The organism is Streptomyces changanensis (assembly GCF_024600715.1).
Classification (GTDB): domain Bacteria; phylum Actinomycetota; class Actinomycetes; order Streptomycetales; family Streptomycetaceae; genus Streptomyces; species Streptomyces changanensis.
Map to the genome: position 1 here is coordinate 4239818 of NZ_CP102332.1, position 22103 is coordinate 4261920.

A 22103-nucleotide genomic window follows, 5' to 3' on the forward strand; every position below is an offset into this window, starting at 1 on the left:
TCGGGGGTGAGGGGCGGTCGGGGGTAAGGGGCTGCCTCGCCGCAGGGTAGTGACACGTTGGGATTCAGTCCGTAGGGTGCTGAATATGGATATGCACACTGTCGTGGTGGGGACGTCCGGTACCACCGCCGCCGACGTCATCGCCGTCGCCCGCGGCAACGCCCGCGTCGAGCTGTCCCAGGAGGCCCTCGACGCCCTCGCCCGCGCCCGGGAGATCGTGGACGCCCTCGCCGCCAAGCCGGAGCCGGTCTACGGCGTCTCGACCGGGTTCGGGGCGCTCGCCACGCGGCACATCGACCAGGACCTGCGCGGCCGGCTCCAGCGCAACATCGTCCGCTCGCACGCCGCCGGCATGGGCCCGCGCGTCGAGCGGGAGGTCGTCCGGGCCCTGATGTTCCTGCGTCTGAAGACCGTCGCCTCCGGGCACACCGGCGTGCGCCCGCACGTCGCCCGGACCATGGCCGACGTCCTCAACGCCGGCATCACCCCCGTCGTCCACGAGTACGGCTCGCTCGGCTGCTCCGGCGACCTCGCGCCGCTCTCCCACTGCGCGCTCACCCTCATGGGCGAGGGCGACGCCGAGGGTCCCGACGGCGAGGTCCGCCCCGCCGCCGAGCTGCTCGCCGCCCACGGCATCACCCCCGTCGAGCTGCGGGAGAAGGAGGGGCTCGCCCTCCTCAACGGCACCGACGGCATGCTCGGCATGCTCGTCATGGCCCTGGCCGACCTGGACACCCTGTACAAGACGGCCGACGTCACCGCCGCGCTCTCCCTGGAGGCCCTGCTCGGCACCGACAGGGTCCTGCGGCCCGAGCTGCACGCCATCCGCCCGCACCCCGGACAGGGCGCGGCCGCCGCCAACATGCTCGCCGTCCTCGACGGCTCCGGCCTCGTCGGGCACTACCAGGCCGACGAGGCGCCCCGTGTGCAGGACGCCTACTCGGTGCGCTGCGCCCCCCAGGTCGCCGGCGCGGGCCGGGACACCCTGGCGCACGCCCGGCTCGTCGCCGAGCGCGAGCTCGCCTCCGCCGTCGACAACCCCGTCGTCCTGTCCGACGGCCGCGTCGAGTCCAACGGCAACTTCCACGGCGCCCCGGTCGCGTACGTCCTCGACTTCCTCGCCGTCGCCGCCGCCGACCTCGGCTCCATCGCCGAGCGGCGCACCGACCGGCTCCTCGACAAGAACCGCAGCCACGGCCTGCCGCCGTTCCTCGCCGACGACGCGGGCGTCGACTCCGGTCTCATGATCGCCCAGTACACGCAGGCCGCGCTGGTCAGCGAGATGAAGCGGCTCGCCGTCCCGGCCTCCGCCGACTCCATCCCGTCGTCGGCCATGCAGGAGGACCACGTCTCCATGGGCTGGTCCGCGGCCCGCAAGCTGCGCACGGCCATCGGCAACCTCAACCGGATCCTCGCCGTCGAGCTGTACGCGGCGACCCGCGCGATCGAGCTGCGCCACGGCCTGACCCCGGCCCCGGCCTCCCGCGCCGTCATCCACGCGCTGCGCGCCGCCGGCGTCGAGGGCCCCGGCCCGGACCGGTTCCTGGCGCCCGACCTGGAGGCCGCCGACGCGTTCGTCCGGGCGGGCGGGGTCGTCGCGGCCGCCGAGCAGGTCACCGGGCCGCTCGCCTGACACCCCTGGAGGCGGGACCGTCCCGGAGGGGGCGGCCCGCCTCCGGGGCGACTTCGGGCCGCGCGTCCGAAGGGCCTGCCTCCCGGGGGGCGCCTGCGGGGGTTCGCCTCCGGGGCCGGCTCCCGGGTCCCGCCTCCCGGGGGTTCGCCTCCGGGGGGGGGGGTACGCCTCCCGGCGATTCGCCTCCGGGGGGCGACTCCCGGGCGTTCGCCTCCTGGGGGTTCGTCTCCAGGGGGCAGCCTCCCAGGGTTCGTCTCCGGCCGGAGCGGCGCCGTCCGGTCGGGGCCCACGCGCCCGGCGGGCGGTGCGGGTGCCGGGCGTACGCGTCAGGACGACGCCGGTGCCCCGCGCCGTACCGCGAAGGTCACCAGGCCGACGCCGACGGCGAGGAACGCCGTGCCGCCGAGCAGGTACGGCGAGGCGTCGACGCCGGTGCCCGTGTCGGCCAGCCGCAGCTGCTGCGCGGCCGTCCCGGACCCGGCGCCCGGCGCGCCGCCGGCCGCCGCGGCGCGCACGTCGGAGGCGTCCGCCGCCTTCCGCCGGGTGGACTCCGAGGCGCCCGGCTCCTCGCCGGTGGCGTTGGCCGAGGGCACGAACCACAGGGCGCCGAGCAGCGTCCCGGCGGCGGTGGCGGTCAGCAGAGGTCGGCGTGCGACGGACACAGATTCAGATCCCCTTGCGGAACCGAGAATTGGGTGTTGCGCAGATGCTAGTGAACACAGCGGGTCGCAGAAAAGTCGCGGGCTCGGGCGGCTTACCCTCCGTCATATGACCTCTTCTGAGACCTCACGATATGTACGGCTTCGCGTGGACCTGGTGCTGGAGGTGACCGAACGGGACGAGCTGACCGACGCCGCACTGCGACGGATCGGCGACGACGAGTACATGCCCGACGAGGAGCGGGCGCACGCCGGAACGACCGTCCGCGAGGACGAAGCGGAAGCGCTCGCGTACCTCGTCGAGCCCTTCCAGCTCGTCGGCGAGGTGCCCGGGGTGGAGCTCGTCCAGGCGTCGTGGAGCAGCGAGCAGACCGCGTACGACCCCGACGTGGACGCCTTCCTCGTCGACGACGAGGACTTCGACTTCGACGACGACGGTGACGGCGACGCCGACCAGGGCGGGCCCGGCGAGGGGCGGGGCGACAGCCGCGCCGGCGACGGTCGCATCGTGGACGGGCGGCGCGGCTGAGCCGTCGGCGTGACATCCTGCGGGCCCCGGCAAACCGCGCCCCCGGCGCGTGTGGCCGGGGCCACACCCTGCCGGGAACCGACCCGCCCGCTCGTGCGTCGATCAGTGGTGTTCCCCACACCTTGCCCGAGGGGGGAACGGGGCAGGGTGATAAGGGTGTTCTGGTGAAGAGGCGAGCAGGATATCCGCGACGATGGAGAAGCGTGTGATGACGGACGGTAAGCGGCGCAGGGGCCTGGTGGCCGCGTCCGCACTGCTGAGCGGCGTGCTGGCGCTCACGGCCTGCAACGACGGTGACAAGGCCGACGCCGCCAACGGAAGCAGCGGGAGTCCGGACAGCTCACAGGCCCAGGTCGACGAGGCAGCCGCGCAGAAGACCTCGCAGGCCCGAATAACGATCACCCCGAAGAACGGCGCGAACAACGCGTCGATCAACAACGACGCCAAGGTCACCGTCGCCGACGGGACGCTCACCTCCGTCGTCATGACCTCCCCCGGGGGCGAGCCGGTCAAGGGCGAGATGTCCGCCGACGGCAAGAGCTGGGCCCCCTCCGAGCAGCTGGAACGCGCGACGACGTACAAGATCGCCGCGACGGCGAAGGACTCCGAGGGCCGGGAGGCCCACGAGAACTCCTCCTTCACCACCGTCTCCAAGGACAACAGCTTCATCGGCAACTTCACGCCGGAGGACGGCTCCACCGTCGGCGTCGGCATGCCGGTCTCGATCACCTTCAACAAGCCGATCACCGACCGCAAGGCCGTGCAGTCGGCCATCGAGGTGTCCTCCTCCAGCGGCCAGGAGGTCGTCGGCCACTGGTTCAACAACCAGCGCGTCGACTTCCGCCCCGAGCAGTACTGGAACGAGGGCTCCACGGTCACGCTGAAGCTCAAGCTCGACGGGGTCGAGGGCGCGGACGGCGTCATCGGCGTCCAGCAGAAGACCGTCACCTTCAAGGTCGGCCGCAACCAGGTCTCGACGGTGGACGTCGCCACCAAGAAGATGACCGTCCAGCAGGACGGCAAGACGATCAAGACGATCCCGATCTCCGCCGGCTCCCCGGACAACCCGACCTACAACGGTCAGATGGTGATCTCCGAGAAGTTCAAGGAGACCCGGATGAACGGTGCGACCGTCGGGTTCACGGACGACGACGGCGAGGGCGAGTACGACATCAAGGACGTGCCGCACGCCATGCGGCTGTCCACGTCGGGCACCTTCATCCACGGCAACTACTGGGGCTCCGACTCCGTCTTCGGCAACGTCAACACCAGCCACGGCTGCGTGGGCCTCAACGACGTGAAGGGCGCCGGCGACCCGAACCAGCCCGGTGCGTGGTTCTACGACAACTCGCTCATCGGCGACGTGGTGATCGTCAAGAACTCCAAGGACAAGACGATCAAGCCGGACAACGGCCTCAACGGCTGGAACATGAACTGGGCCGACTGGAAGGCCGGCTCGGCGCTCTGACCCGCGCCCGTCCGACGCCCCGGCGCTTTCGGCGCACGCGGGGTCCGGGCCACGGCATGACGGAGGCGGCGGTGCACCCCGGGAGGGCACCGCCGCCTCCGTCGTCCACGCGCCGGCCCGACCGTCCGGACCACTACCACCCGTGGCGCACCGCCGGCACCGCCCGCGCCGCTCGGTACCGCCGGTAGTCCGCCCTCCCGCCGTTCCACCCTCCGCGCGTCGCCGGCACGTCCTGTCCCGCCCCGCCCCGCCCAGTCCTGTCCGTCCGGACGGGACCGGGCCGGAGTGGGGCAGGGGGCTCAGGGGTCGCGCGGGTCGGCCGGGGCCACGGAGGTGGACGTGACGTGCGTGGTGGTCGAGGCGTCCGCTGCGGCGGAGGCGTCCACGCCCCAGTTCGCCAGCAGCCGCAGCGACTCCGCGGCGGGGGAGCCCGGCTCGGCCGTGTACGCCAGCAGGCTCTGGTCGTGGTCGCCGGGGATCCGCAGCGTCTCGTACGACAGGGTCAGCTCCCCGACCAGCGGGTGGCGCAGCCGCTTCACCCCGTGCCCCTTCTCCTGCACCGTGTGCGCGGCCCACAACGACCGGAACTCGGGGCTCCGCACGGACAGGTCCCCGACCAGCGTCGCGAGCTGCGGGTCGTCGGCGGAGCACCCGGCGTACATCCGCAGCACGCTCACCACCTCGGTCGCCTTCGCCTCCCAGTCCACGTACAGGTCGCGCGCGACGGGGGAGAGGAAGACGTGCCGGGCCATGTTCCGCTCCTGCGGTTCCAGCGCGGCGAAGTCGCCGAACAGGGCCTGGGCGAGCCGGTTCCACGCGAGCACGTCCAGCCGCTGCCCCAGGACGAGGGCGGGCACCGAGTCCATGGAGTCCAGCAGATGGCGCACGGCGGGCCGTACGGTCTGCTGTCGGAAGCTGCGCGACCGCTTCCGCTTCTTGTGCGCGGGCTTCGCCAGGTGCAGCAGGTGGTCCCGCTCGGCGTCCGTCAGGCGCAGCGCGCGGGCGATGGCGTCCAGCACCTCGGTGGAGACGTTCTGCCCGTTCCCCTGCTCCAGCCGCGTGTAGTACGCGACGGACACCCCGGCCAGCAGCGCCAGCTCCTCCCGGCGCAGCCCCGGCACGCGCCGCAGCCGCCCCACGGCGGGCAGTCCGACGTCCTCGGGCTTCAACCGGGCACGCCGGGAGCGGAGGAACTCGCTGAGCTCGGCACGCTGGTCCATACCCCCAGTATCCCGGCCGCCCGGCCCGGTCGGCTCCCTGTCCCTGTCCCCGCCAGTGGTAGGAACGCCGGTGGTACGAACAGCAGAGGGCTGGGTGGATCCGCAGGTGGGAGGCAGGATCGACGGTATGACCACGAACGTACCCGCATACGCCGCCCCCGCCCCCAAGGCCCCGCTGGAGCGCACCACCGTGCCGCGCCGCGCGGTGGGGGAGCACGACGTCCTCATCGAGATCCGGTACGCGGGCATCTGCCACTCCGACATCCACCAGGCCCGCGACGGGTGGGGCCAGGGCATCTACCCGATGGTGCCCGGCCACGAGATAGCCGGCGTGGTGACCGGGGTCGGCCCGTCCGTGACGCGGTTCCGCGTCGGCGACCGCGTCGGCGTCGGCTGCTTCGTCGACTCCTGCCGCGAGTGCGCGTACTGCCGCCAGGGCCTGGAGCAGTACTGCGTGCGCGGCATGACCGGCACCTACAACGCCCTCGACAAGAACGGCGAGCCCACCTACGGCGGCTACTCGACGCACATCGTCGTCGACGAGAACTACACCGTCCGCATCCCCGACGCGCTCCCCCTCGACGAGGCCGCGCCCCTGCTGTGCGCCGGCATCACCCTGTACTCGCCGCTCGCGCGCTGGCAGGCGGGCCCCGGCAAGAAGGTCGCCATCGTCGGCCTGGGCGGCCTGGGCCACATGGGCGTGAAGATCGCCCACGCCATGGGCGCCGAGGTGACCGTCCTCAGCCAGACCCTCCGCAAGGAGGCGGACGGCCGCAAGCTCGGCGCCGACCACTTCCACGCGACGAGCGACCCCGCCACCTTCGAGCGGCTGGCCGGCACCTTCGACCTGATCGTCTCCACGGTCTCCGCCCCGCTGGACTTCGGCGCCTACCTCGGACTGCTGAAGACGGACGGCGCGCTCGTGAACGTCGGCGCCCCGGAGGAGCCCGTCTCCCTCAACCTCTTCTCCCTCATCAACGGCCGCAGGACGCTCGCCGGCTCCATGATCGGCGGCATCGCGGAGACCCAGAAGATGCTGGACTTCTGCGCCGAGCACGGCCTGGGCGCCGAGGTCGAGGTGATCAGCGCCGACCGGATCAACGAGGCGTACGAGCGCGTCCTCGCGAGCGACGTCCGCTACCGCTTCGTCATCGACACCGCGACGATCTGACGGCGCGGCGTCCCCTGCCGCGCGGGCGGCCGGCGCCTCCCCCGAGGGGTGCCGGCCGCCCGTCCCCGATGATCGACGGCCCTTCCCCTCACCCCCGCCGTCGGGCAGTCTGGTGGATCGACTCCGCCTGGCGGCAGGCGGATCGAGGAGAGGGGACTCCATGCCCGCGTACGCGATAGCCAGGCTGCGCCCGCCCAGGACGCTCCACGAGGAGGTCCTCACCTACATGGAACGGATCCAGTCCACGCTGGACCCGTTCGACGGCCGCTTCCTGGTGCACGGCGCACCCGCGCGCGAGGTCCTGGAGGGCGACTGGCCGGAAGCCCTGGTGATCATCGGCTTCCCGTCCCTGGTCCACGCCCGCGACTGGTACGCATCGGAGGCCTATCAGGCCCTGCTGCCGCTGCGCACCCGCCACATGGACGGCGACGTCCTGCTCATCGACGGCCTAGCCCCGGACTACGACCCGGCGACGACGGCCGCGGCGCTCCGCCTGGCCCAGCTCCCCTGACCCCGCGCTGAGCCGCCCCGCCCGGCGCCGCTCACGGGGGCGGGGCCGGCGAGGAACGCGCCCGGCGTCAGTGCCGCGCCCGGCGGGAGCGGGTCAGCCGTCAGCCTTCGCGACGCCGACCGGGCAGGAGACGCCCGTGCCGCCGATGCCGCAGTAGCCCGCCGGGTTCTTGTCCAGGTACTGCTGGTGGTACGGCTCGGCCGGGTGGAAGGGGTGGGCGGTCGCCGGCCGCAGTTCCGTGGTGATCGCCCCGTGGCCGGCGGACGTCAGGACGTGCTGGTACGCGTCGCGGGACGCCGCGGCGGCCTCGGCCTGCGCCGGGGTGTGGGTGAAGACGGCGGAGCGGTACTGGGTGCCCACGTCGTTGCCCTGGCGGTGGCCCTGCGTGGGGTCGTGGGCCTCCCAGAAGACCTTGAGGAGCCGCTCGTACGGGACGACGGACGGGTCGAAGACCACCCGGACGGCCTCCGTGTGGCCGGTCAGGCCCGAGCAGACCTCCTCGTACGACGGGTTCGGCGTGATGCCGCCCTGGTAGCCGACGAGGGTGGTCCACACGCCGGGCGTCCGCCAGAAGACGCGCTCCGCGCCCCAGAAGCAGCCCAGGGCGAAGTCCGCGACCTCCAGGCCGTCCGGGTAGGGGCCCCGCAGGGGGTTGCCCAGGACGGTGTGGCGGTCGGGGAGGGTGAACTCCGGGTCCGGGCGGCCCTTCGGCGCCTGCTCGGGCGTGGGCATCTCGGGCGTACGGCGGTACGAGAACATCGCGTCTCCTCCAGAGGGGCTCGTGGGGGGAACGCCCGCGCCCGGCCGGGGATTCCTCAGCGCCGGCGCGCCCCCTTGGCCGCCTCCTCCCGCCACCGGCAGTACGCCGCCGCCGGGTCGCCGTGGTACGCCCACGGGAAGGCCCCGACGTGGCCGTCGACCAGGCGGAACTGCTCGAGCGCGGCCTCGTGGCGGCCCTGCCGCGTCAGGAAGTACGCCAGGACGTGCCGCACGGTCGCCGCCCGCGGGTGGCCGGGCGGGGCGGCCGCGACGTCCGCCAGGGCCGCGTCGACCAGCGCGACGAGCTGCGGGGTCCGGTAGTCGCCGGCCTTCGCGCCGTCGTCGTGGTGCTCCCACCAGGCCACCAGCGGCAGTACCGCCAGGAGGCTGCCGGCCGGGGCCGCCGCGGCCGCCGAGCGCGCGAAGGACTCCGCCAGCTCGGCGGAGCCGTGCCACTTGGCGCACCAGTACTGGAGCGCCGAGGTGTGGGCGTCGAAGTGGTACGGGTCCCGGGCCGTGACCTCCGCCCAGATCCGGTGCACCCGCGCGTGCGGGTAGCCCAGGCCGCGGGCGGTGTGGAGCTCCGCGACGTACGGGGTGGGGTCCGCCGGGTTCAGCTCGGCGGCGCACTCGATCTCCGCCGGTGCCTGGGCGAGCGTGCGGTGGAAACCGGCGAACTGCTCCCGGCTGGTGTCCTTCGCGTATGCCGCGCCCCGCAGGCGCCACGCCACGGAGACCGTCGCGTGGGCGCGGACCACCGCGACGTCCGGGTCGTCGGGCCCGGCGACGTGCGTCCAGGTCTCCAGCCACGCCCCGTCGCCCTCGGCGGCCGCGTCGCCGAGGGCGCGGGCGTAGCCGCAGCGCAGCGACCAGTCGCGGTCCTCCCGGGTCGCCGCCATCAGACGGGCGGCCGGTTCCCAGCCGCCGTGGGCGGCGGCGGCCAGGGCGCGCTCCAGGGCGGGCGCGGGGGTCGACAGGAGCGTGTTCTGCCGGGAGCGGGGGAGGAGGCCCAGCTCCTCCGCCACGCCGGTCGACGCCGGGCGCTCGGAGGGGCCGACGACCCGCCGGTACACCACGACGCCCACCGCGACCGCGAGGACGAGGGCGAGGACGCGGGCGATCTCCACGGTCACGCGGCGGCCCGCCCGTCGGCGGCGTTCACCGCGGACTCGTCGCGCATCCGGCAGAACTCGCCCGCCGGGTCGCCCTTGTACCGCCACGGGAGCGCGTCGACGTAGCCGTCGACCAGGCGGAACTGCTCCAGGGCCGGCTCCCACCGGTCCTGGAGGTACAGGTAGTACGCGAGGAGGTGGCGGACCTCCGCCAGGCGGGGGTGGTCGGGGTCGGCGGCGGCCGCGTCGGCGAGGGCGGCGTCCACGGCCGCGTACATCTCCGGGGTGCGGTCCACGTCGGCGGAGTCCGACTCGTCGTGCTCGAAGTGCGCGATCAGCGGGAACGCCCGCATCAGCGTGCCGGGGGGCGCCTGCGCCGCCGCGCGCACGGCGAACGCCCGCGCCAGCTCCTCCGAGCCGTGCCACTTGCCGCACCAGTACTGGAGCGCGGAGAAGTGCGCCTCGTAGTGGTGCGGGGCGCGGCTGGTGATGTCCCGCCAGATGCGGTGCATCTCCTCGTGCGGGTAGCCGAGGCCGATCGCCGTCCAGATCTCGCCCACGTACGGGGAGGGGTCGTCGTGCGGGGCCAGCTCCGCCGCGCGCGCGTGCTCGCCACGGGTGCGGGCCAGGGTGCGGTGGAAGCCCTCGAACTGCTCGGACGTCGTGTACTGGGCGCGCTTCGCGCCGCGGATCCGCCACGCCAGGAAGACCGAGCTGCGGGCCCGTACGAGCGCCGCGCCCGGGTCGTCGGGGTGGGCCGCCTCCCAGGCGAGCAGCCAGGTGTCGTCCTCGGCGGCGACGTCGGCGAGCTTCTCGCAGTACGCGGTGCGGCGCTCCCAGTCACGGGCGGCGGCCGTCTCCTCGAAGAGGGCGGCGGCGGGCTCCCAGTCGCCGGCGCGAGCGGCGGCGACGGCGACGGTCAGGGCCTGCGGCTGCGGTGCGGCGAGCTTGGTGTGCTGCCGCTCGGGCGGCAGCAGGCCGAGCGCGGCGACGCGTTCGGCGGCCCGCGCGGTCGCCTCCTCGGCGTCGGGGTCGGAGCGCCACCCCTCGATCGCGCCCTGCACGATCGCCTTGAGGAAGTAGACGCCGACCCCCAGGACCAGGAGGACGACGGGGGTCAGGACGACCCAGAGCAGGATCTTCACGGTGGGTGGCCTCGGGGGTGTGGGAGGTGGGCGGTGCGAGTGGTGTGGGTCGTGACTGTGGTGCTGGTACTGGTCTTCTGGTGCCTGTGTGCCTGTGTGCCTGTGTGCCTGTGTGCCTGTGTGCCTGTGTGCCTGTGTGCCTGCGGGCCTGCGTGCCCGGGGGTGCCCGTGGTGCCTGGGGTGGCGGTGGGGAGCCACCGGCGTCCCGGCCGCCCGCTGGTCAGGCGGGGGTGGCGAGCAGGGCGCGCAGCGGCGCCGTGTCGGGGCGGTCGGCGACCGCCGCGTCCAGGGCGTCCGGCAGCCGCTCCTCGTACGCGTCCGGCATGACCAGCGCCGCGGGCTCCGACCAGGACAGCTCCCAGCGGGCGACCCCCCGGGCGATCAGCTCGCCGGCGACGAGCCGGGCCAGGCCCCTGCGCAGCACGGGACGGGCGAACTCGCGGGCCGCGCGCCCCTTCGCCGCGCCGGCCTGCTCCGACTTCGGCAGGTGGTCGGCGATCTCCCAGCCGACGCCCAGGTCGAGCGCGTTCAGCAGCGACGTCAGTGAGCCCTCGCCGCCGGTCACCTCGGCGGTCGCCCGCCGCAGCGGCTCGGCCTCCCGCGCGAAGTGCGCGGTCATCGACTCGTGGACCAGCTCGGGCCACTCGACGCGGCGCATCCGCAGCGCCTCCGGGGTGAGCGAGACGTCCTCCACGGCGGCCAGCGCCGCGTGCGCGTCGCCGAGCAGGCCCAGCGCGGGCAGCGCCGGCTCGGAGGCGCGGCCGTCGTCGGGCAGGGACTCCAGGCGGGCGACCCGCTCGGCGACCGGCGGGTGCGAGTCGTACGGGGACGCAGGCTCGGTCGGCAGGTCGCGGCGCATGGCCGCCAGTTCGTCCGCGCGGGCGGCCAGCAGGTGGCGGACGCCGCCGAAGACCTCGCCGCGCGGCGGCAGCAGCCCGGCGCCGACGCCCAGCGTCGCGTACGAGCTCATGTAGAAGCCGTGCGCGGCGTCCAGGGCGGGGAGTCCGCGCAGGGCCGCCGCGGTGGCGTCCCGGCCGGCGATCCGGGCGGCGGCCAGGTCGGCGGCCAGCTCCTGGCGGCGCGAGGCGGCCAGGGTGGCGCGCAGGTAGAAGTGGCCGTACGCGCGGTAGATCCGGGCCATGGCCCGGTAGGTGAGGCCGACGCCGGTGGTGTCGACCTCCTTGGCGTCCTTGCCCCGGGCGAGTTTCCTGGCGTTCCTCTTCTCCTGCTTGGCCCGCTCCTTGGCGACCTTGCCACCGGCCCGCTCCTCGAAGTGGGCGATGGTGCGGGCGACCTGGACGCGGCCGCGGACGGTGATGGCGGACAGCCGGGTGTCGGCGTTGCCGTAGTGGCCCATCTCGTGGGCGAGGACGGCCCGCAGCTGCGCCTCGGTGAGGCCCGCCATCAGCGGCAGGCCCAGGTAGAGGCGGCGGGTGCCGCCGAGGAGGCCGAGGAAGCGGGCGTCCTCGCTGACGGCGGCGTTCATGTCCGCGGTCAGCCGGATCTCGTCGGGAGCGCGCGTGCCGACCCCGTCGGCGAGGTCGCGCACGGCCCGCCACAGCCGGGGCTCCCGCTCCTCGGTGACGAGGACGCCGTGCGCCTCGTCGCCCTTCGGCGTGCGGAGCATGAACATGCCGCGGACGATCGGCACGGCCAGCAGCGCGCTGACGACGTACAGCTTCAGGGCGAGGCTGCTGGGAGTCCAGGTGTACGCGGCCCAGTCGGCGACGGCCAGCGCGGCGAGCAGGCCGAGGCCGAGCAGATAGAAGCCGGCGAGCAGCACGGAGGCGCGCAGCGCGCGCAGGAAAGCGCCCATCGGGCAGGGTCCCCCCACGGGATGAGAAAGAATGCGGAGCCGAAAACGGCATGGCGAAGCGGCGTGGGGGGAAGCGGAGTATCACCTGGCAGAGGGTCACTTCGCAAACGCGTTCCCGCCCGTGGGCCCGGGCCGCGGTACGGGCGGGACCGGCGCCGCGGGCCGCGCCTCAGCGGGGCAGTGTCGCCGGGCTGCCGCCGTTCGCCTCGTACCCGGCGACCGCGAGCGCCCGGTACACCGCGTACTCGGCCGCCGGGTCCTCGCTCATCGTCCACGGCAGGGCCCCGACGTGCCCGTCGACCTGGACGATCTGGTGCATCGCCTCACTCCAGCGCTGTGCGCCCACCAGGAAGTGGATCAGCAGGTGCCGCACGTGGGCCAGCATCGGGTCGTCGGGCCGCGCCGAGTGCACGGCGTACAGCGCGCCCTCCATCGCCTGCGACACCACGCGCGTCCCGTAGAAGTCACGCACCAGCGCCAGGTCGGGCAGGTGCTCCCACACGGCGAACAGCGGCAGCGCCGCCAGCAGCGAGCCCTGCGGGGCGCGCGCCGCGGCGGACGTGGCGAACCGGTCGGCGTCCTGCCGCGTACCGTGCCACTTCTCGCACCAGTAGTGCAGCGCCGCGATGTGCGCGCCCATGTGCCCGGGGTCGCGGTCCATCACCTTCGCCCACACCTGGTCGAACCGCTCGTGCGGGTAGCCGAGGCCGCGGGCGACGGCCAGTTCGACGATGTACGGCACGGGGTCGCCGGGCGCCAGCAGCGCGGCCTCGCCGCACACCGTCCGCGCCTCCTCCAGGATGATCCGGAACTCGTCCGTCCCGACCGTCGCCGTCCGCCACGCCTGCTGCACCAGGAACTCGGCGTGCACCGCCGCGCCCCCCGCGTCCTTCGGGGCCTCCGCCCGCCACGACCGCAGCCACGCGCCGCCGACGCCGGGCCGCTGCCGGAGTTCCAGCGACGCCGCCCCGGCGAACGCCTGCACCCGCTGCCAGCGCGCCTCGCCCTCCTTGGGCGTGCCCGCCAGCAGCTGCGAGGCGGCCCGCCAGTCCTGGGTGCGCTGCACGACGTCCAGCACCTCCACCAGGTCCTCGTCCGGACCCGGCATGCGGACGTCGAGCAGTTCCTGCCGCACGAAGCCGTACGCGAGCGGGTCGGCCGCGTCGGGCGCGCCGGGCTCGGCCAGGCGGATGCCGCCGGAGCGGCGGCGCAGCAGCCACGGCGCGACGACCGCGGCGATCAGGCCGACGGCGAACAGGAACCAGAGAATCTCCACCATGCGCCCATTGTCCCGGACGGCCGCCGGAAGGCGCCGGGCGGACCGCTCGCACTACGCTCGCACCATGAGCGACGAGCACATCCACCAGAACTTCGAGACCCGCGCCATCCACGCGGGCAACACCGCCGACCCGCTGACCGGCGCGGTCGTCCCGCCGATCTACCAGGTGTCCACCTACAAGCAGGACGGCGTGGGCGGGCTGCGCGGCGGTTACGAGTACAGCCGCAGCGCGAACCCGACCCGCACGGCGCTGGAGGAGAACCTCGCGGCGCTGGAGGGCGGTCGCCGCGGTCTGGCCTTCGCGTCGGGGCTCGCCGCCGAGGACTGCCTGCTGCGCGCGCTGCTGGTCCCCGGCGACCACGTCGTGATCCCCAACGACGCCTACGGCGGCACCTTCCGCCTCTTCGCGCAGGTCGTCTCCCGCTGGGGCGTGGAGTGGTCGGTCGCCGACACCTCCGACCCGGCGGCGGTGCGGGACGCGCTCACCGACCGCACGAAGCTGATCTGGGTCGAGACGCCCTCGAACCCGCTGCTCGGCATCACCGACATCGCGGCCCTCGCGGACGTGGCCCGCACGGCGGGCGTCAAGCTGGTCGTCGACAACACCTTCGCCTCGCCGTACCTCCAGCAGCCGCTGGCGCTGGGCGCGGACGTCGTGGTGCACTCGCTGACCAAGTACATGGGCGGCCACTCGGACGTGGTGGGCGGCGCGCTGGTCACCGCGGACGAGACGCTCGGCGAGCAGCTCGCGTACCACCAGAACGCCATGGGCGCGGTCGCCGGCCCGTTCGACTCGTGGATCGTGCTGCGCGGCATCAAGACCCTCGCCGTGCGCATGGACCGGCACGGCGAGAACGCCTCGCGCGTGGCCGAGATGCTGACCTCGCACCCGAAGGTCACGCAGGTCCTCTACCCGGGCCTGCCCGAGCACCCGGGCCACGAGGTGGCCGCCAAGCAGATGCGGTCCTTCGGCGGCATGGTCTCGTTCCGGGTGGAGGGCGGCGAGGAGGCGGCCGTCGAGGTCTGCAACCGCGCGCGGCTCTTCACGCTCGGTGAGTCGCTGGGCGGCGTGGAGTCGCTGATCGAGCACCCGGGCCGGATGACGCACGCGAGCGTCGCCGGGTCGCTGCTGGAGGTCCCGGCGGACCTCGTGCGGCTCTCCGTCGGCATCGAGAACGTCGACGACCTCCTCGCCGACCTGCGCCAGGCGCTGGGCTGAGCCACGCGCCACCGGCCACGGACCACCGGCCGGATCCCGCCGGCCGGGGCCGCCCCGTGGATCACCGGCCGGGATCACCAGGGCTCCAGGGGCGGCGTCGTCCGCATGGGGGGCGCCTCCCAGGGCTCCACGGTCCAGGCCCACACCGTGAACGCCACGGCCGCGGCGGTCAGCACCAGCCACAGCAGCAGGCGCCGCCACCGCTCGTGGCGGCGGGCGCGGCCGCCGTGGGCGAGCGCCCGGGCGAGCAGGTCGGGCGGTACGCGCGGGCGGGCCGCCGCGGCGAGCAGGCGGCGCACCTCCTGCTCCTTGCGGTCCCCGCCGCCGACCACCGCCCCGCCCCCGGCGCCGTCCGCGCCCGCGCCGGTCGGGTCGGCGGCGCCCGCGCCCATGCCGGGCGTCCCCGCGCCGGCGCCCGTACCGGTCCCGTCCGCCGGGCTCACCGGGCCACCGCCCGGCGCGGGGTGCTGCGCAGCGTCCCGACGGCGTGCTCGCACAAGGCGCGCACCCGTTCCACGGACAGCCCGAGCAGCGCGGCGACCTGTTCCTCGTAGAGCCCCTCGTACAGCCGCAGCACCACGGCGAGCCGCTCGCGCGGCGTGAGCGCCGAGAGCGGGCCGCCCCGCCCGCGCCGGAACCGCCGGGCCGCGCGTGCGAACCGCACCGCGAGCTCACGCCGGGCGTACACGTACGGGTCCTCGTCGCGCATCCGGTCCCAGTGGGCGTACGTCGCCCCGAACGCGGCCGCCACGAGCCGCTGGGCGTGCGGGTTGGCGCCGGAGGGCCGGGCGGGCTCGCTCGTCAGGAGCGTGGCGACGTGCAGCAGCCGGCCCGCCGTCCCGGCCACGAACGCCCCGAACCCGAAGTCCTGTGCGACCACGTCCTCATCAGAGTCCAGCGGTCCGGCGCGGTCAAGACTCCCGCACCCACCCCTCCGCCAGGGGCGGGCACCCGTCCGCCGAGGACGCTCCCTGTCCACCAGGGACGCGGAACCCCGTGCACCAGGGGGGGCGGAACCCCGTGCACCAGGGGGGCGGAACCCTGTGCGCCGGGGGCGTGGACCCCGTCCCTCAAGGGCGCGCACCCTTCGGCAGGGCCGTGGGCCCCGTCGATCACGCGCGTGCGCCCGTCAGGAGGCGTGCGCCCCCGTCAGGAGGGCTGGTCCGTCTCCGGGTCGGCCGGGGGCAGCCCCAGCTGGCGGGCGGAGAGCGCGGAGTTGAAGCGGGTGAGCAGGGTGCAGAACGACTCCCGCTCGTCGGGGGTCCAGCCCTCCGTCACCCGGGCCATCAGGTCGCGGCGGGAACTGCGCACCTCCTCCAGGCGGGCCTGGCCGCGCGGCGACAACTGGAGCACGACAGCACGCCCGTCCTCCGGGTGCGAGGTCCGCTTCACCAGGCCGGTGTCGACCAGCGGCGCGACCTGGCGGGTGACCGTCGAGGAGTCGATGCCCATCCCGGCCGCGAGCGCCTTGACGCCCATCGGGCCTTCCTGGTCGAGCCGGTTGAGCAGCAGGTACGCGGCCCGGTCCATCGAGTTGCGGAGCTGACCGGTCCCACCGAGGCGGGTCTGCTCGGCCCGCCGGGCGAAGACGGCCACCTGGTGCTGGAGGGCATCGAGGAGACCGGAGTCAAGATCAGTCGTCATGTCCTGTGAAGTGGGCATGGCTGGGGCTCTCTCGTGCGGCGGTCGGTGTGGTGGTGGGGGACAGAGTACGCGGCCCGCCGCGCCTCCGTACCGGCGCTGCGGAAACGATATGGAGCACTTCCCGAGCTGCGAGACTTGCTGTCATGAGCTTCCGCACCACTCGCCCCTTGCACACCGTCCTGCTCGATGACGTCAGGGGTGCGCAGAAGATGCTCTCCGGGGTCGCGCGGACGACCGCGCTGGAAGGCAGCCGGCACCTGTCGGCGCTGGTCGGCGCCCCGGTGCACCTCAAGTGCGAGAACCTCCAGCGGACCGGCTCGTTCAAGCTCCGCGGCGCGTACGTGCGGATCTCCGGGCTGCGGCCGGAGGAGCGGGCGGCCGGGGTGGTCGCGGCGTCCGCCGGCAACCACGCCCAGGGCGTGGCGCTGGCCTCCTCCCTCCTCGGCGTGCGCTCGACGGTCTTCATGCCGGTCGGCGCCCCGCTGCCGAAGGTCGCCGCGACCCGCGAGTACGGCGCCGAGGTGCGGCTGCGCGGGCAGGTCGTGGACGAGACGCTGGCCGCGGCCCAGGCGTACGCGCGCGACACGGGCGCCGTCTTCATCCACCCCTTCGACCACCCCGACGTCATCGCCGGTCAGGGCACGGTCGGCCTGGAGATCCTGGAGCAGTGTCCGGAGGTGCGGACGATTGTCGTCGGCATGGGCGGCGGCGGGCTCGCGGCGGGGATCGGCGTCGCGGTGAAGGCGCTGCGGCCCGACGTCCGCGTGGTCGGCGTGCAGGCGCGGGCCGCGGCCGCCTACCCCGGGTCGCTCGCGGCGGGCCGCCCGGTCGCCGTGGACTGCGGGCCGACCATGGCGGACGGGATCATGGTGGGGCGGCCGGGCGACGTGCCGTTCGCGCTGGTCCAGGACGTGGTGGACGAGGTGCGCACGGTCTCCGAGGACGCCCTGTCCGCCGCGCTGCTGCTCTGCCTGGAGCGGGCCAAGCTGGTCGTCGAGCCGGCGGGAGCGAGCCCGGTCGCCGCGCTCCTCGCCGACCCGGAGGCGTTCGACGGCCCGGTCGTGGCCGTGTTGTCGGGCGGCAACATCGACCCGCTGGTCCTCCAGCGGACCCTGCGCCACGGCATGGCCGCCGCGGGCCGCTACCTGAGCCTGCGGCTGCGCCTGCCGGACCGGCCGGGCGCCCTGGCGAACCTGCTGGGCGTGCTGACCGGGGTCGACGCGAACGTCCTGGACGTCGGCCACGTCCGTACGGACCCGCGGCTGGGCCTGACGGAGGTGGAGGTGGAGCTCCACCTGGAGACCAAGGGCCCCGAACACTGCGAGGAGGTCGCCGCGGCCCTGCGGGAGGCGGGCCACACGGTGATGTCCTGACGACCCCAGGGCGCGGGACCGCGCGGGACCGCGCGGTCCCGCGCGCCTGTGGCCGCGCCCACATATTCGCGCGCGCGTCCGGCCCCCCGTCCCTAGGCTTCGGGTAGCGATTCACCCCATCAACGGGAGAACCCACATGCCAGGCGCAATCCACGCCGAAGGTCTGGTGAAGACCTTCGGCGACGTACGGGCTCTGGACGGCGTGGACCTCGACGTCCCCGAAGGGACCGTCCTGGGGCTGCTCGGCCCCAACGGCGCGGGGAAGACCACCACCGTGCGCGTCCTCACCACGCTGCTCAGGCCGGACAGCGGCAAGGCGGTCGTCGCGGGGATCGACGTCCTCAAGCACCCCAACGAGGTCCGCCGGGCGATCGGCCTGTCCGGCCAGTTCGCCGCCGTCGACGAGTACCTCACCGGCCGTGAGAACCTCCACATGGTCGGCCAGCTCTACCAGATGTCCGGCCGGGCCGCGAAGGCCCGCGCGGTGGAGCTGCTGGACCGCTTCCACCTCGCCGACGCCGCCGACCGCCCCGCCAAGACCTACTCCGGCGGCATGCGCCGCCGCCTCGACCTCGCCGCCGCGCTCGTGGTGTCGCCCCCCGTGATGTTCATGGACGAGCCGACCACCGGCCTCGACCCGCGCAACCGGCAGCAGCTGTGGGACGTCATCCAGGAACTGGTCGCGGGCGGCACGACCGTGCTGCTCACCACGCAGTACCTGGAGGAGGCCGACCACCTCGCCCACGACATCTGCGTCGTCGACCACGGCAAGGTCATCGCCCGCGGCACCGCCGACCAGCTGAAGGTCCGCACCGGCGGCGAGCGCGTCGAGGTCGTCGTCCACCGGCCCGAGCAGATCGAGCCGGCCCGCGCCGTCCTCACCGGCTTCGGCAAGGGCGAGGTAGCCGTCGAGACGCACACCCGCAAGCTCACCGTCCCGGTGACCGGCGGCGCCAAGCTGCTCGCCGAGGTCATCCGCGAGCTGGACTCGCGCGGCGTCGGGATCGACGACATCGGCCTGCGCCGGCCCACCCTCGACGACGTGTTCATCTCCCTCACCGGCCACGCCGCCGAGCGGGACGAGGAGGGCGGCCCCGAGAGCGGCGCCCCCGGCCGCGGCCGGCGGGACGGCCGGCGAGACGGTGGCAGCGGCGGCCCCCGGGACGACCGCGACGCCGACCGCGACGCCGACCGCAAGGAGGGTGTCGCGTGAGCACCGTGTCCGAGACCGGCCCCCGCCTCGCCGCGCCCACACCGCGCGGCGGCATCGCGCAGTCGGTCGCCGACTCCCTCGTCATCGCCCGGCGCAACCTCATCCGCATGTCCCGGATCCCCGAGATGATCATCTTCGGGCTCATCCAGCCGATCATGTTCGTGGTGCTGTTCAGCTACGTCTTCGGCGGCTCGATGAACATCGGCGGCACCACGGACCCCGACGTCTACCGCAACTTCCTGATGGCCGGCATCTTCGCCCAGACCGTCACCTTCGCCACGGCCGGCGCGGGCGCGGGCATCGCCGACGACATGCACAAGGGCCTCATCGACCGCTTCCGGTCGCTGCCCATGGCCCGCGGCGCGGTCCTCACCGGCCGTACCCTCGCGGACCTCGTGCAGACCGCGCTCACCGTCGTCGTGCTCACGGTCGTCGCCCTGCTCGTCGGCTGGCGCATCCACGAGGGCGTGCCCAAGGCGCTCGGCGCCTTCGTGCTGCTGCTCCTGCTCGGCTACGCCTTCTCCTGGATCGGCGCGCTGATCGGCCTCTCCGTGCGCACGCCCGAGGCGGCCACGTCCGGTGGTCTGATCTGGCTCTTCCCCGTGACGTTCCTGTCCAACGCGTTCGTGGACTCGTCCCGGATGACGCCGTGGCTGCGGCACGTCGCGGAGTGGAACCCGTTCAGCGCCACCGTCCAGGCGTGCCGCGAGCTGTTCGGCAACCCGGGCGTCTCGGAGTCGACGGCCTGGCCCATGCAGCACCCGGTGTGGGCGTCGATCATCTGGTCGCTGCTCATCATCGCGGTCTTCCGCACCCTGGCCGTGCGCAAGTACCGCTCCGCCTCCTGACCCGCGGGAGGCCGGACACGACGGAGGGCCGGGCCGCGCACCTCGCGCGACCCGGCCCTCCGGTGTCCGTACCCGCTCCGGGCGTCAGGCCGAGTACGGCTTCGCGTCCAGGATCCGGACCGAGGCCTTCTTCCCGTTCGGCAGCTCGTACTCGGCGTCCTCGCCGACCTTCTTGCCGTTCACGCCCGACCCCAGCGGGGACTGCGGGGAGTACGTCTCGATGTCGGAGCTCGCGTACTCGCGGGAGGCGAGCAGGAACACCAGCGTGTCGTCCTCGTCGCCGTCGAAGGCGATGGTCACGACCATGCCGGGGGCGACCACGCCGCTCGCCGCGGGGGCCTCGCCCACCTTCGCGTGCTCCAGGAGCTGGGTGAGCTGGCGGACGCGCAGCTCCTGCTTGCCTTGCTCCTCCTTGGCCGCGTGGTACCCGCCGTTCTCCCGCAGGTCGCCCTCCTCGCGCGCCGCCGCGATCTTGGCAGCGATCTCGGTTCGCGCGGGACCAGACAGGTACTCCAGCTCGGCCCTGAGCTGGTTGTACGCCTCCTGGGTGAGCCAGGTGACGTTGTCGCTGGTCTGGGTCACAGGTGCTCCTCGTCGGTGCTGGGAATACAAAGCATCGCCCTACCAGAAGCATGCGGCCTGAACCGGAGGGCGAAACCACGAGCCTAACAATTACCTGCCCAAAGGGGGAGGACGAATGTCATGGAACCGAGGACTCCGCAGGTCACCCCGGACGGCCGGGCGTCCGCCGCCGGCGTGTGCGCCCGGCGGCGCGGGCGCGGGGGCGGGGCGGGCGGGTCAGTCCGAGGTGCAGCCGAGCAGCTCGGCGGCGGTGGCGCGCTCCGTGGTGCGCACGGTGATCACCTCGTCGACGCGGGACGCCGGCTGGTCGAAGCGGACCTCCTTGCGCCCCACCTCGGCACCGCTCTCCGCGAGGGCCCGGACCGTGCAGAAGCCCTTCGCGCCGTCGTCCTTGCGCACCTCCAGGTGCACGTCCACACGGCCCGCGTCGACGACGTCGAACTTGATCATCTCGGCGCTGACCTTCTCGCCGGCCACGTAGTCGTACCCGAACCAGGCGACCAAGGCGACGAGTCCGGCGCCCAGCACCGCGCCGACGATCCTGAGCCCGCGGTCCGTGCGCTCCTCCGCCGCGCGGCCGTACCGGCCCTCGGGGGGCCGCCCGCCCGTCACGCCCATGATCGTTCCTCTCGTGCGCCGAACGACGGAATATCCGCTGCGTCGATTCCGTCACTATAGAAGCCGAGCGACCCTGACCAATCATTGAGGATCCCGTCTTGACTGAGCAGCTGCGACTGATGGCAGTGCACGCGCACCCCGACGACGAGTCGAGCAAGGGCGCGGCCACCATGGCCAAGTACGTGTCCGAGGGGGTGGACGTGCTCGTGGTCACGTGCACGGGCGGCGAGCGCGGCTCCGTCCTCAACCCCAAGCTCCAGGGCGACCCGTACATCGAGGAGAACATCCACGAGGTGCGCCGCAAGGAGATGGACGAGGCGCGGGCGATCCTGGGCGTGGCACAGGAGTGGCTCGGCTTCGTCGACTCCGGTCTGCCCGAGGGCGACCCGCTGCCCCCGCTGCCGCAGGGGTGCTTCGCGCTGGAGGACGTCGACGAGGCGGCCGGGCGCCTGGTCCGCTCCATCCGCGCGTTCCGCCCGCAGGTGATCACCACCTACGACGAGAACGGCGGCTACCCGCATCCGGACCACATCATGACCCACAAGATCTCGATGGTGGCGTTCGACGGCGCGGCCGACGCGGAGGCGTACCCGGAGGAGGAGTTCGGCCCGGTCTGGCAGCCCCTGAAGCTCTACTACAACCAGGGCTTCAACCGCCCGCGCACCGTCGCCCTGCACGAGGCGATGGAGGCGCGCGGCCTGGAGTCGCCGTACGGGGAGTGGCTCAAGCGGTGGGACGAGTTCCAGCGCTCCGAGCGCACCCTCACCACGTACGTGCCGTGCGCGGAGTTCTTCGAGACCCGCGACAAGGCGCTGATCGCCCACCGCACGCAGATCGACCCGGACGGCGGCTGGTTCCGCGTCCCGATGGACCTCCAGCAGGAGGTCTGGCCGACCGAGGAGTACGAGCTCGCGAAGTCGCTCGTCGGTACGTCCCTCCCCGAGAGCGACCTCTTCGCGGGCATCCGGGACAATGCCTGACATGAGCGCACACCAGGCACTGACCCAGCTCGTCCCGCTCGCCGCCGAGCTGGACAAGAACAAGGTGACCCCCGGCGTCCTCGGCTTCGTCGTCTTCGCCGTCATGGCCGTGGCGGTGTGGGCCCTGATGAAGTCGATGAACCGGCACATGAACCGGGTCGACTTCGAGGAGGCTCCCGAGCGGGGCGCCTCCACCACCGGCAAGGCGCCCGCCGCGCAGGAGTGACCGCCGCGCGGACGTGACCGCCGCAGCCGGGCCGGCGCCGGGGCCCGCCCGCCCCCGCGCCGGCCCGGCGCGCCCGGACGCGGCTGACTCGCGAGACC

At 73.8% G+C, this 22103-nt stretch carries 23 protein-coding genes; 11 read left to right on the forward strand and 12 right to left on the reverse strand.

All coding sequences use genetic code 11. The features are described 5' to 3' along the window. Positions 1-91: 91 nt before the first annotated feature. Entirely contained in the window at positions 92-1633 is a 1542-nt protein-coding gene (gene hutH / locus NRO40_RS18960) for a histidine ammonia-lyase (protein WP_058941481.1), read from the forward strand. Between the two features lie 326 nt (positions 1634-1959). Here hutH and NRO40_RS18965 read toward each other — a convergent pair whose 3' ends face one another. Then, positions 1960-2295 (reverse strand): hypothetical protein, encoded by a 336-nt coding sequence (locus tag NRO40_RS18965; protein WP_058941482.1) that lies wholly within the window; start codon positions 2293-2295, stop codon positions 1960-1962. A 106-nt stretch (positions 2296-2401) separates the two neighbouring features. On the opposite strand from NRO40_RS18965, the gene NRO40_RS18970 reads away from it, so the two are divergent. Both NRO40_RS18970 and NRO40_RS18975 read left to right on the forward strand, forming a co-directional pair. Next, complete coding sequence (locus NRO40_RS18970; protein ID WP_232791009.1) at positions 2402-2821, forward strand: hypothetical protein; 420 nt, start codon at positions 2402-2404, stop codon at positions 2819-2821. Between the two features lie 193 nt (positions 2822-3014). Continuing rightward, a complete protein-coding gene (locus tag NRO40_RS18975) occupies positions 3015-4289 on the forward strand; it encodes a L,D-transpeptidase (RefSeq protein ID WP_058941484.1) in 1275 nt (424 codons plus the stop codon). A gap of 299 nt (positions 4290-4588) precedes the next feature. Here NRO40_RS18975 and NRO40_RS18980 read toward each other — a convergent pair whose 3' ends face one another. Further along, complete coding sequence (locus NRO40_RS18980) at positions 4589-5509, reverse strand: helix-turn-helix domain-containing protein (RefSeq protein ID WP_058941485.1); 921 nt, start codon at positions 5507-5509, stop codon at positions 4589-4591. A 127-nt stretch (positions 5510-5636) separates the two neighbouring features. Between NRO40_RS18980 and NRO40_RS18985 the strand changes: the two genes are divergently transcribed. Next, positions 5637-6680 (forward strand): NAD(P)-dependent alcohol dehydrogenase, encoded by a 1044-nt coding sequence (locus NRO40_RS18985; RefSeq protein WP_058941486.1) that lies wholly within the window; start codon positions 5637-5639, stop codon positions 6678-6680. A gap of 160 nt (positions 6681-6840) precedes the next feature. Continuing rightward, positions 6841-7191 (forward strand): DUF1330 domain-containing protein, encoded by a 351-nt coding sequence (locus NRO40_RS18990; RefSeq protein ID WP_058941487.1) that lies wholly within the window; start codon positions 6841-6843, stop codon positions 7189-7191. Between the two features lie 93 nt (positions 7192-7284). On the opposite strand, the gene msrA is transcribed toward NRO40_RS18990, so the two are convergent. The 5 genes from msrA to NRO40_RS19015 all read right to left on the reverse strand — a co-directional run bounded on the left by msrA (position 7285) and on the right by NRO40_RS19015 (position 13299). Next, positions 7285-7950 carry a peptide-methionine (S)-S-oxide reductase MsrA gene (gene msrA / locus NRO40_RS18995; RefSeq protein ID WP_058941488.1) on the reverse strand — a complete coding sequence of 222 codons (666 nt, stop codon included), beginning with the start codon at positions 7948-7950 and terminating at the stop codon, positions 7285-7287. Positions 7951-8006: 56 nt separating this feature from the next. Further along, positions 8007-9083: a hypothetical protein gene (locus NRO40_RS19000; RefSeq protein WP_058941489.1), complete on the reverse strand. Its 1077-nt coding sequence runs from the start codon at positions 9081-9083 to the stop codon at positions 8007-8009. Then, a complete protein-coding gene (locus NRO40_RS19005) occupies positions 9080-10207 on the reverse strand; it encodes a hypothetical protein (RefSeq protein WP_198549301.1) in 1128 nt (375 codons plus the stop codon). Before NRO40_RS19005 ends, NRO40_RS19000 begins: the two co-directional genes overlap by 4 nt. Before the next feature lie 220 nt (positions 10208-10427). Then, positions 10428-12023 (reverse strand): M48 family metalloprotease, encoded by a 1596-nt coding sequence (locus tag NRO40_RS19010; protein WP_058941490.1) that lies wholly within the window; start codon positions 12021-12023, stop codon positions 10428-10430. Positions 12024-12192: 169 nt separating this feature from the next. Beyond that, the gene (locus tag NRO40_RS19015; protein ID WP_058941537.1) at positions 12193-13299 is read right to left on the reverse strand and encodes a hypothetical protein; all 1107 of its coding nucleotides are present in this window, start codon (positions 13297-13299) and stop codon (positions 12193-12195) included. A gap of 67 nt (positions 13300-13366) precedes the next feature. Here NRO40_RS19015 and NRO40_RS19020 point away from each other — a divergent pair, with 67 nt between their 5' ends. Further along, entirely contained in the window at positions 13367-14521 is a 1155-nt protein-coding gene (locus NRO40_RS19020) for a cystathionine gamma-synthase (protein ID WP_058941491.1), read from the forward strand. 74 nt (positions 14522-14595) lie between these two features. On the opposite strand, the gene NRO40_RS19025 is transcribed toward NRO40_RS19020, so the two are convergent. The 3 genes from NRO40_RS19025 to NRO40_RS19035 all read right to left on the reverse strand — a co-directional run bounded on the left by NRO40_RS19025 (position 14596) and on the right by NRO40_RS19035 (position 16183). Next, positions 14596-14964 carry a hypothetical protein gene (locus NRO40_RS19025; protein ID WP_306674879.1) on the reverse strand — a complete coding sequence of 123 codons (369 nt, stop codon included), beginning with the start codon at positions 14962-14964 and terminating at the stop codon, positions 14596-14598. Next, positions 14961-15401, reverse strand: a complete 441-nt coding sequence (locus tag NRO40_RS19030) for a sigma factor-like helix-turn-helix DNA-binding protein (RefSeq protein ID WP_232791010.1) — start codon at positions 15399-15401, stop codon at positions 14961-14963. The genes NRO40_RS19025 and NRO40_RS19030 overlap by 4 nt, the downstream gene beginning before the upstream one ends. A 269-nt stretch (positions 15402-15670) precedes the next feature. Then, entirely contained in the window at positions 15671-16183 is a 513-nt protein-coding gene (locus tag NRO40_RS19035) for a MarR family winged helix-turn-helix transcriptional regulator (protein ID WP_198549302.1), read from the reverse strand. Positions 16184-16308: 125 nt separating this feature from the next. On the opposite strand from NRO40_RS19035, the gene ilvA reads away from it, so the two are divergent. From ilvA to NRO40_RS19050, 3 genes are all read left to right on the forward strand, one after another. After that, entirely contained in the window at positions 16309-17538 is a 1230-nt protein-coding gene (gene ilvA, locus NRO40_RS19040; protein ID WP_058941493.1) for a threonine ammonia-lyase, read from the forward strand. A gap of 136 nt (positions 17539-17674) precedes the next feature. Next, positions 17675-18751 carry an ATP-binding cassette domain-containing protein gene (locus NRO40_RS19045; RefSeq protein ID WP_058941494.1) on the forward strand — a complete coding sequence of 359 codons (1077 nt, stop codon included), beginning with the start codon at positions 17675-17677 and terminating at the stop codon, positions 18749-18751. After that, complete coding sequence (locus tag NRO40_RS19050; protein WP_058941495.1) at positions 18748-19599, forward strand: ABC transporter permease; 852 nt, start codon at positions 18748-18750, stop codon at positions 19597-19599. Before NRO40_RS19045 ends, NRO40_RS19050 begins: the two co-directional genes overlap by 4 nt. Positions 19600-19683: 84 nt before the next feature. Here the strand turns inward: NRO40_RS19050 and greA are convergent, their stop codons facing one another. After that, positions 19684-20181, reverse strand: a complete 498-nt coding sequence (gene greA / locus NRO40_RS19055) for a transcription elongation factor GreA (RefSeq protein WP_058941496.1) — start codon at positions 20179-20181, stop codon at positions 19684-19686. Between the two features lie 216 nt (positions 20182-20397). Next, positions 20398-20799, reverse strand: a complete 402-nt coding sequence (locus NRO40_RS19060) for a DUF4307 domain-containing protein (RefSeq protein WP_058941497.1) — start codon at positions 20797-20799, stop codon at positions 20398-20400. 98 nt (positions 20800-20897) lie between these two features. Here NRO40_RS19060 and mca point away from each other — a divergent pair, with 98 nt between their 5' ends. Continuing rightward, positions 20898-21779: a mycothiol conjugate amidase Mca gene (mca, locus tag NRO40_RS19065; RefSeq protein WP_058941498.1), complete on the forward strand. Its 882-nt coding sequence runs from the start codon at positions 20898-20900 to the stop codon at positions 21777-21779. Next, positions 21772-22005 (forward strand): hypothetical protein, encoded by a 234-nt coding sequence (locus NRO40_RS19070; protein ID WP_079046949.1) that lies wholly within the window; start codon positions 21772-21774, stop codon positions 22003-22005. The genes mca and NRO40_RS19070 overlap by 8 nt, the downstream gene beginning before the upstream one ends. The last annotated feature ends 98 nt before the right edge of the window (positions 22006-22103 follow it).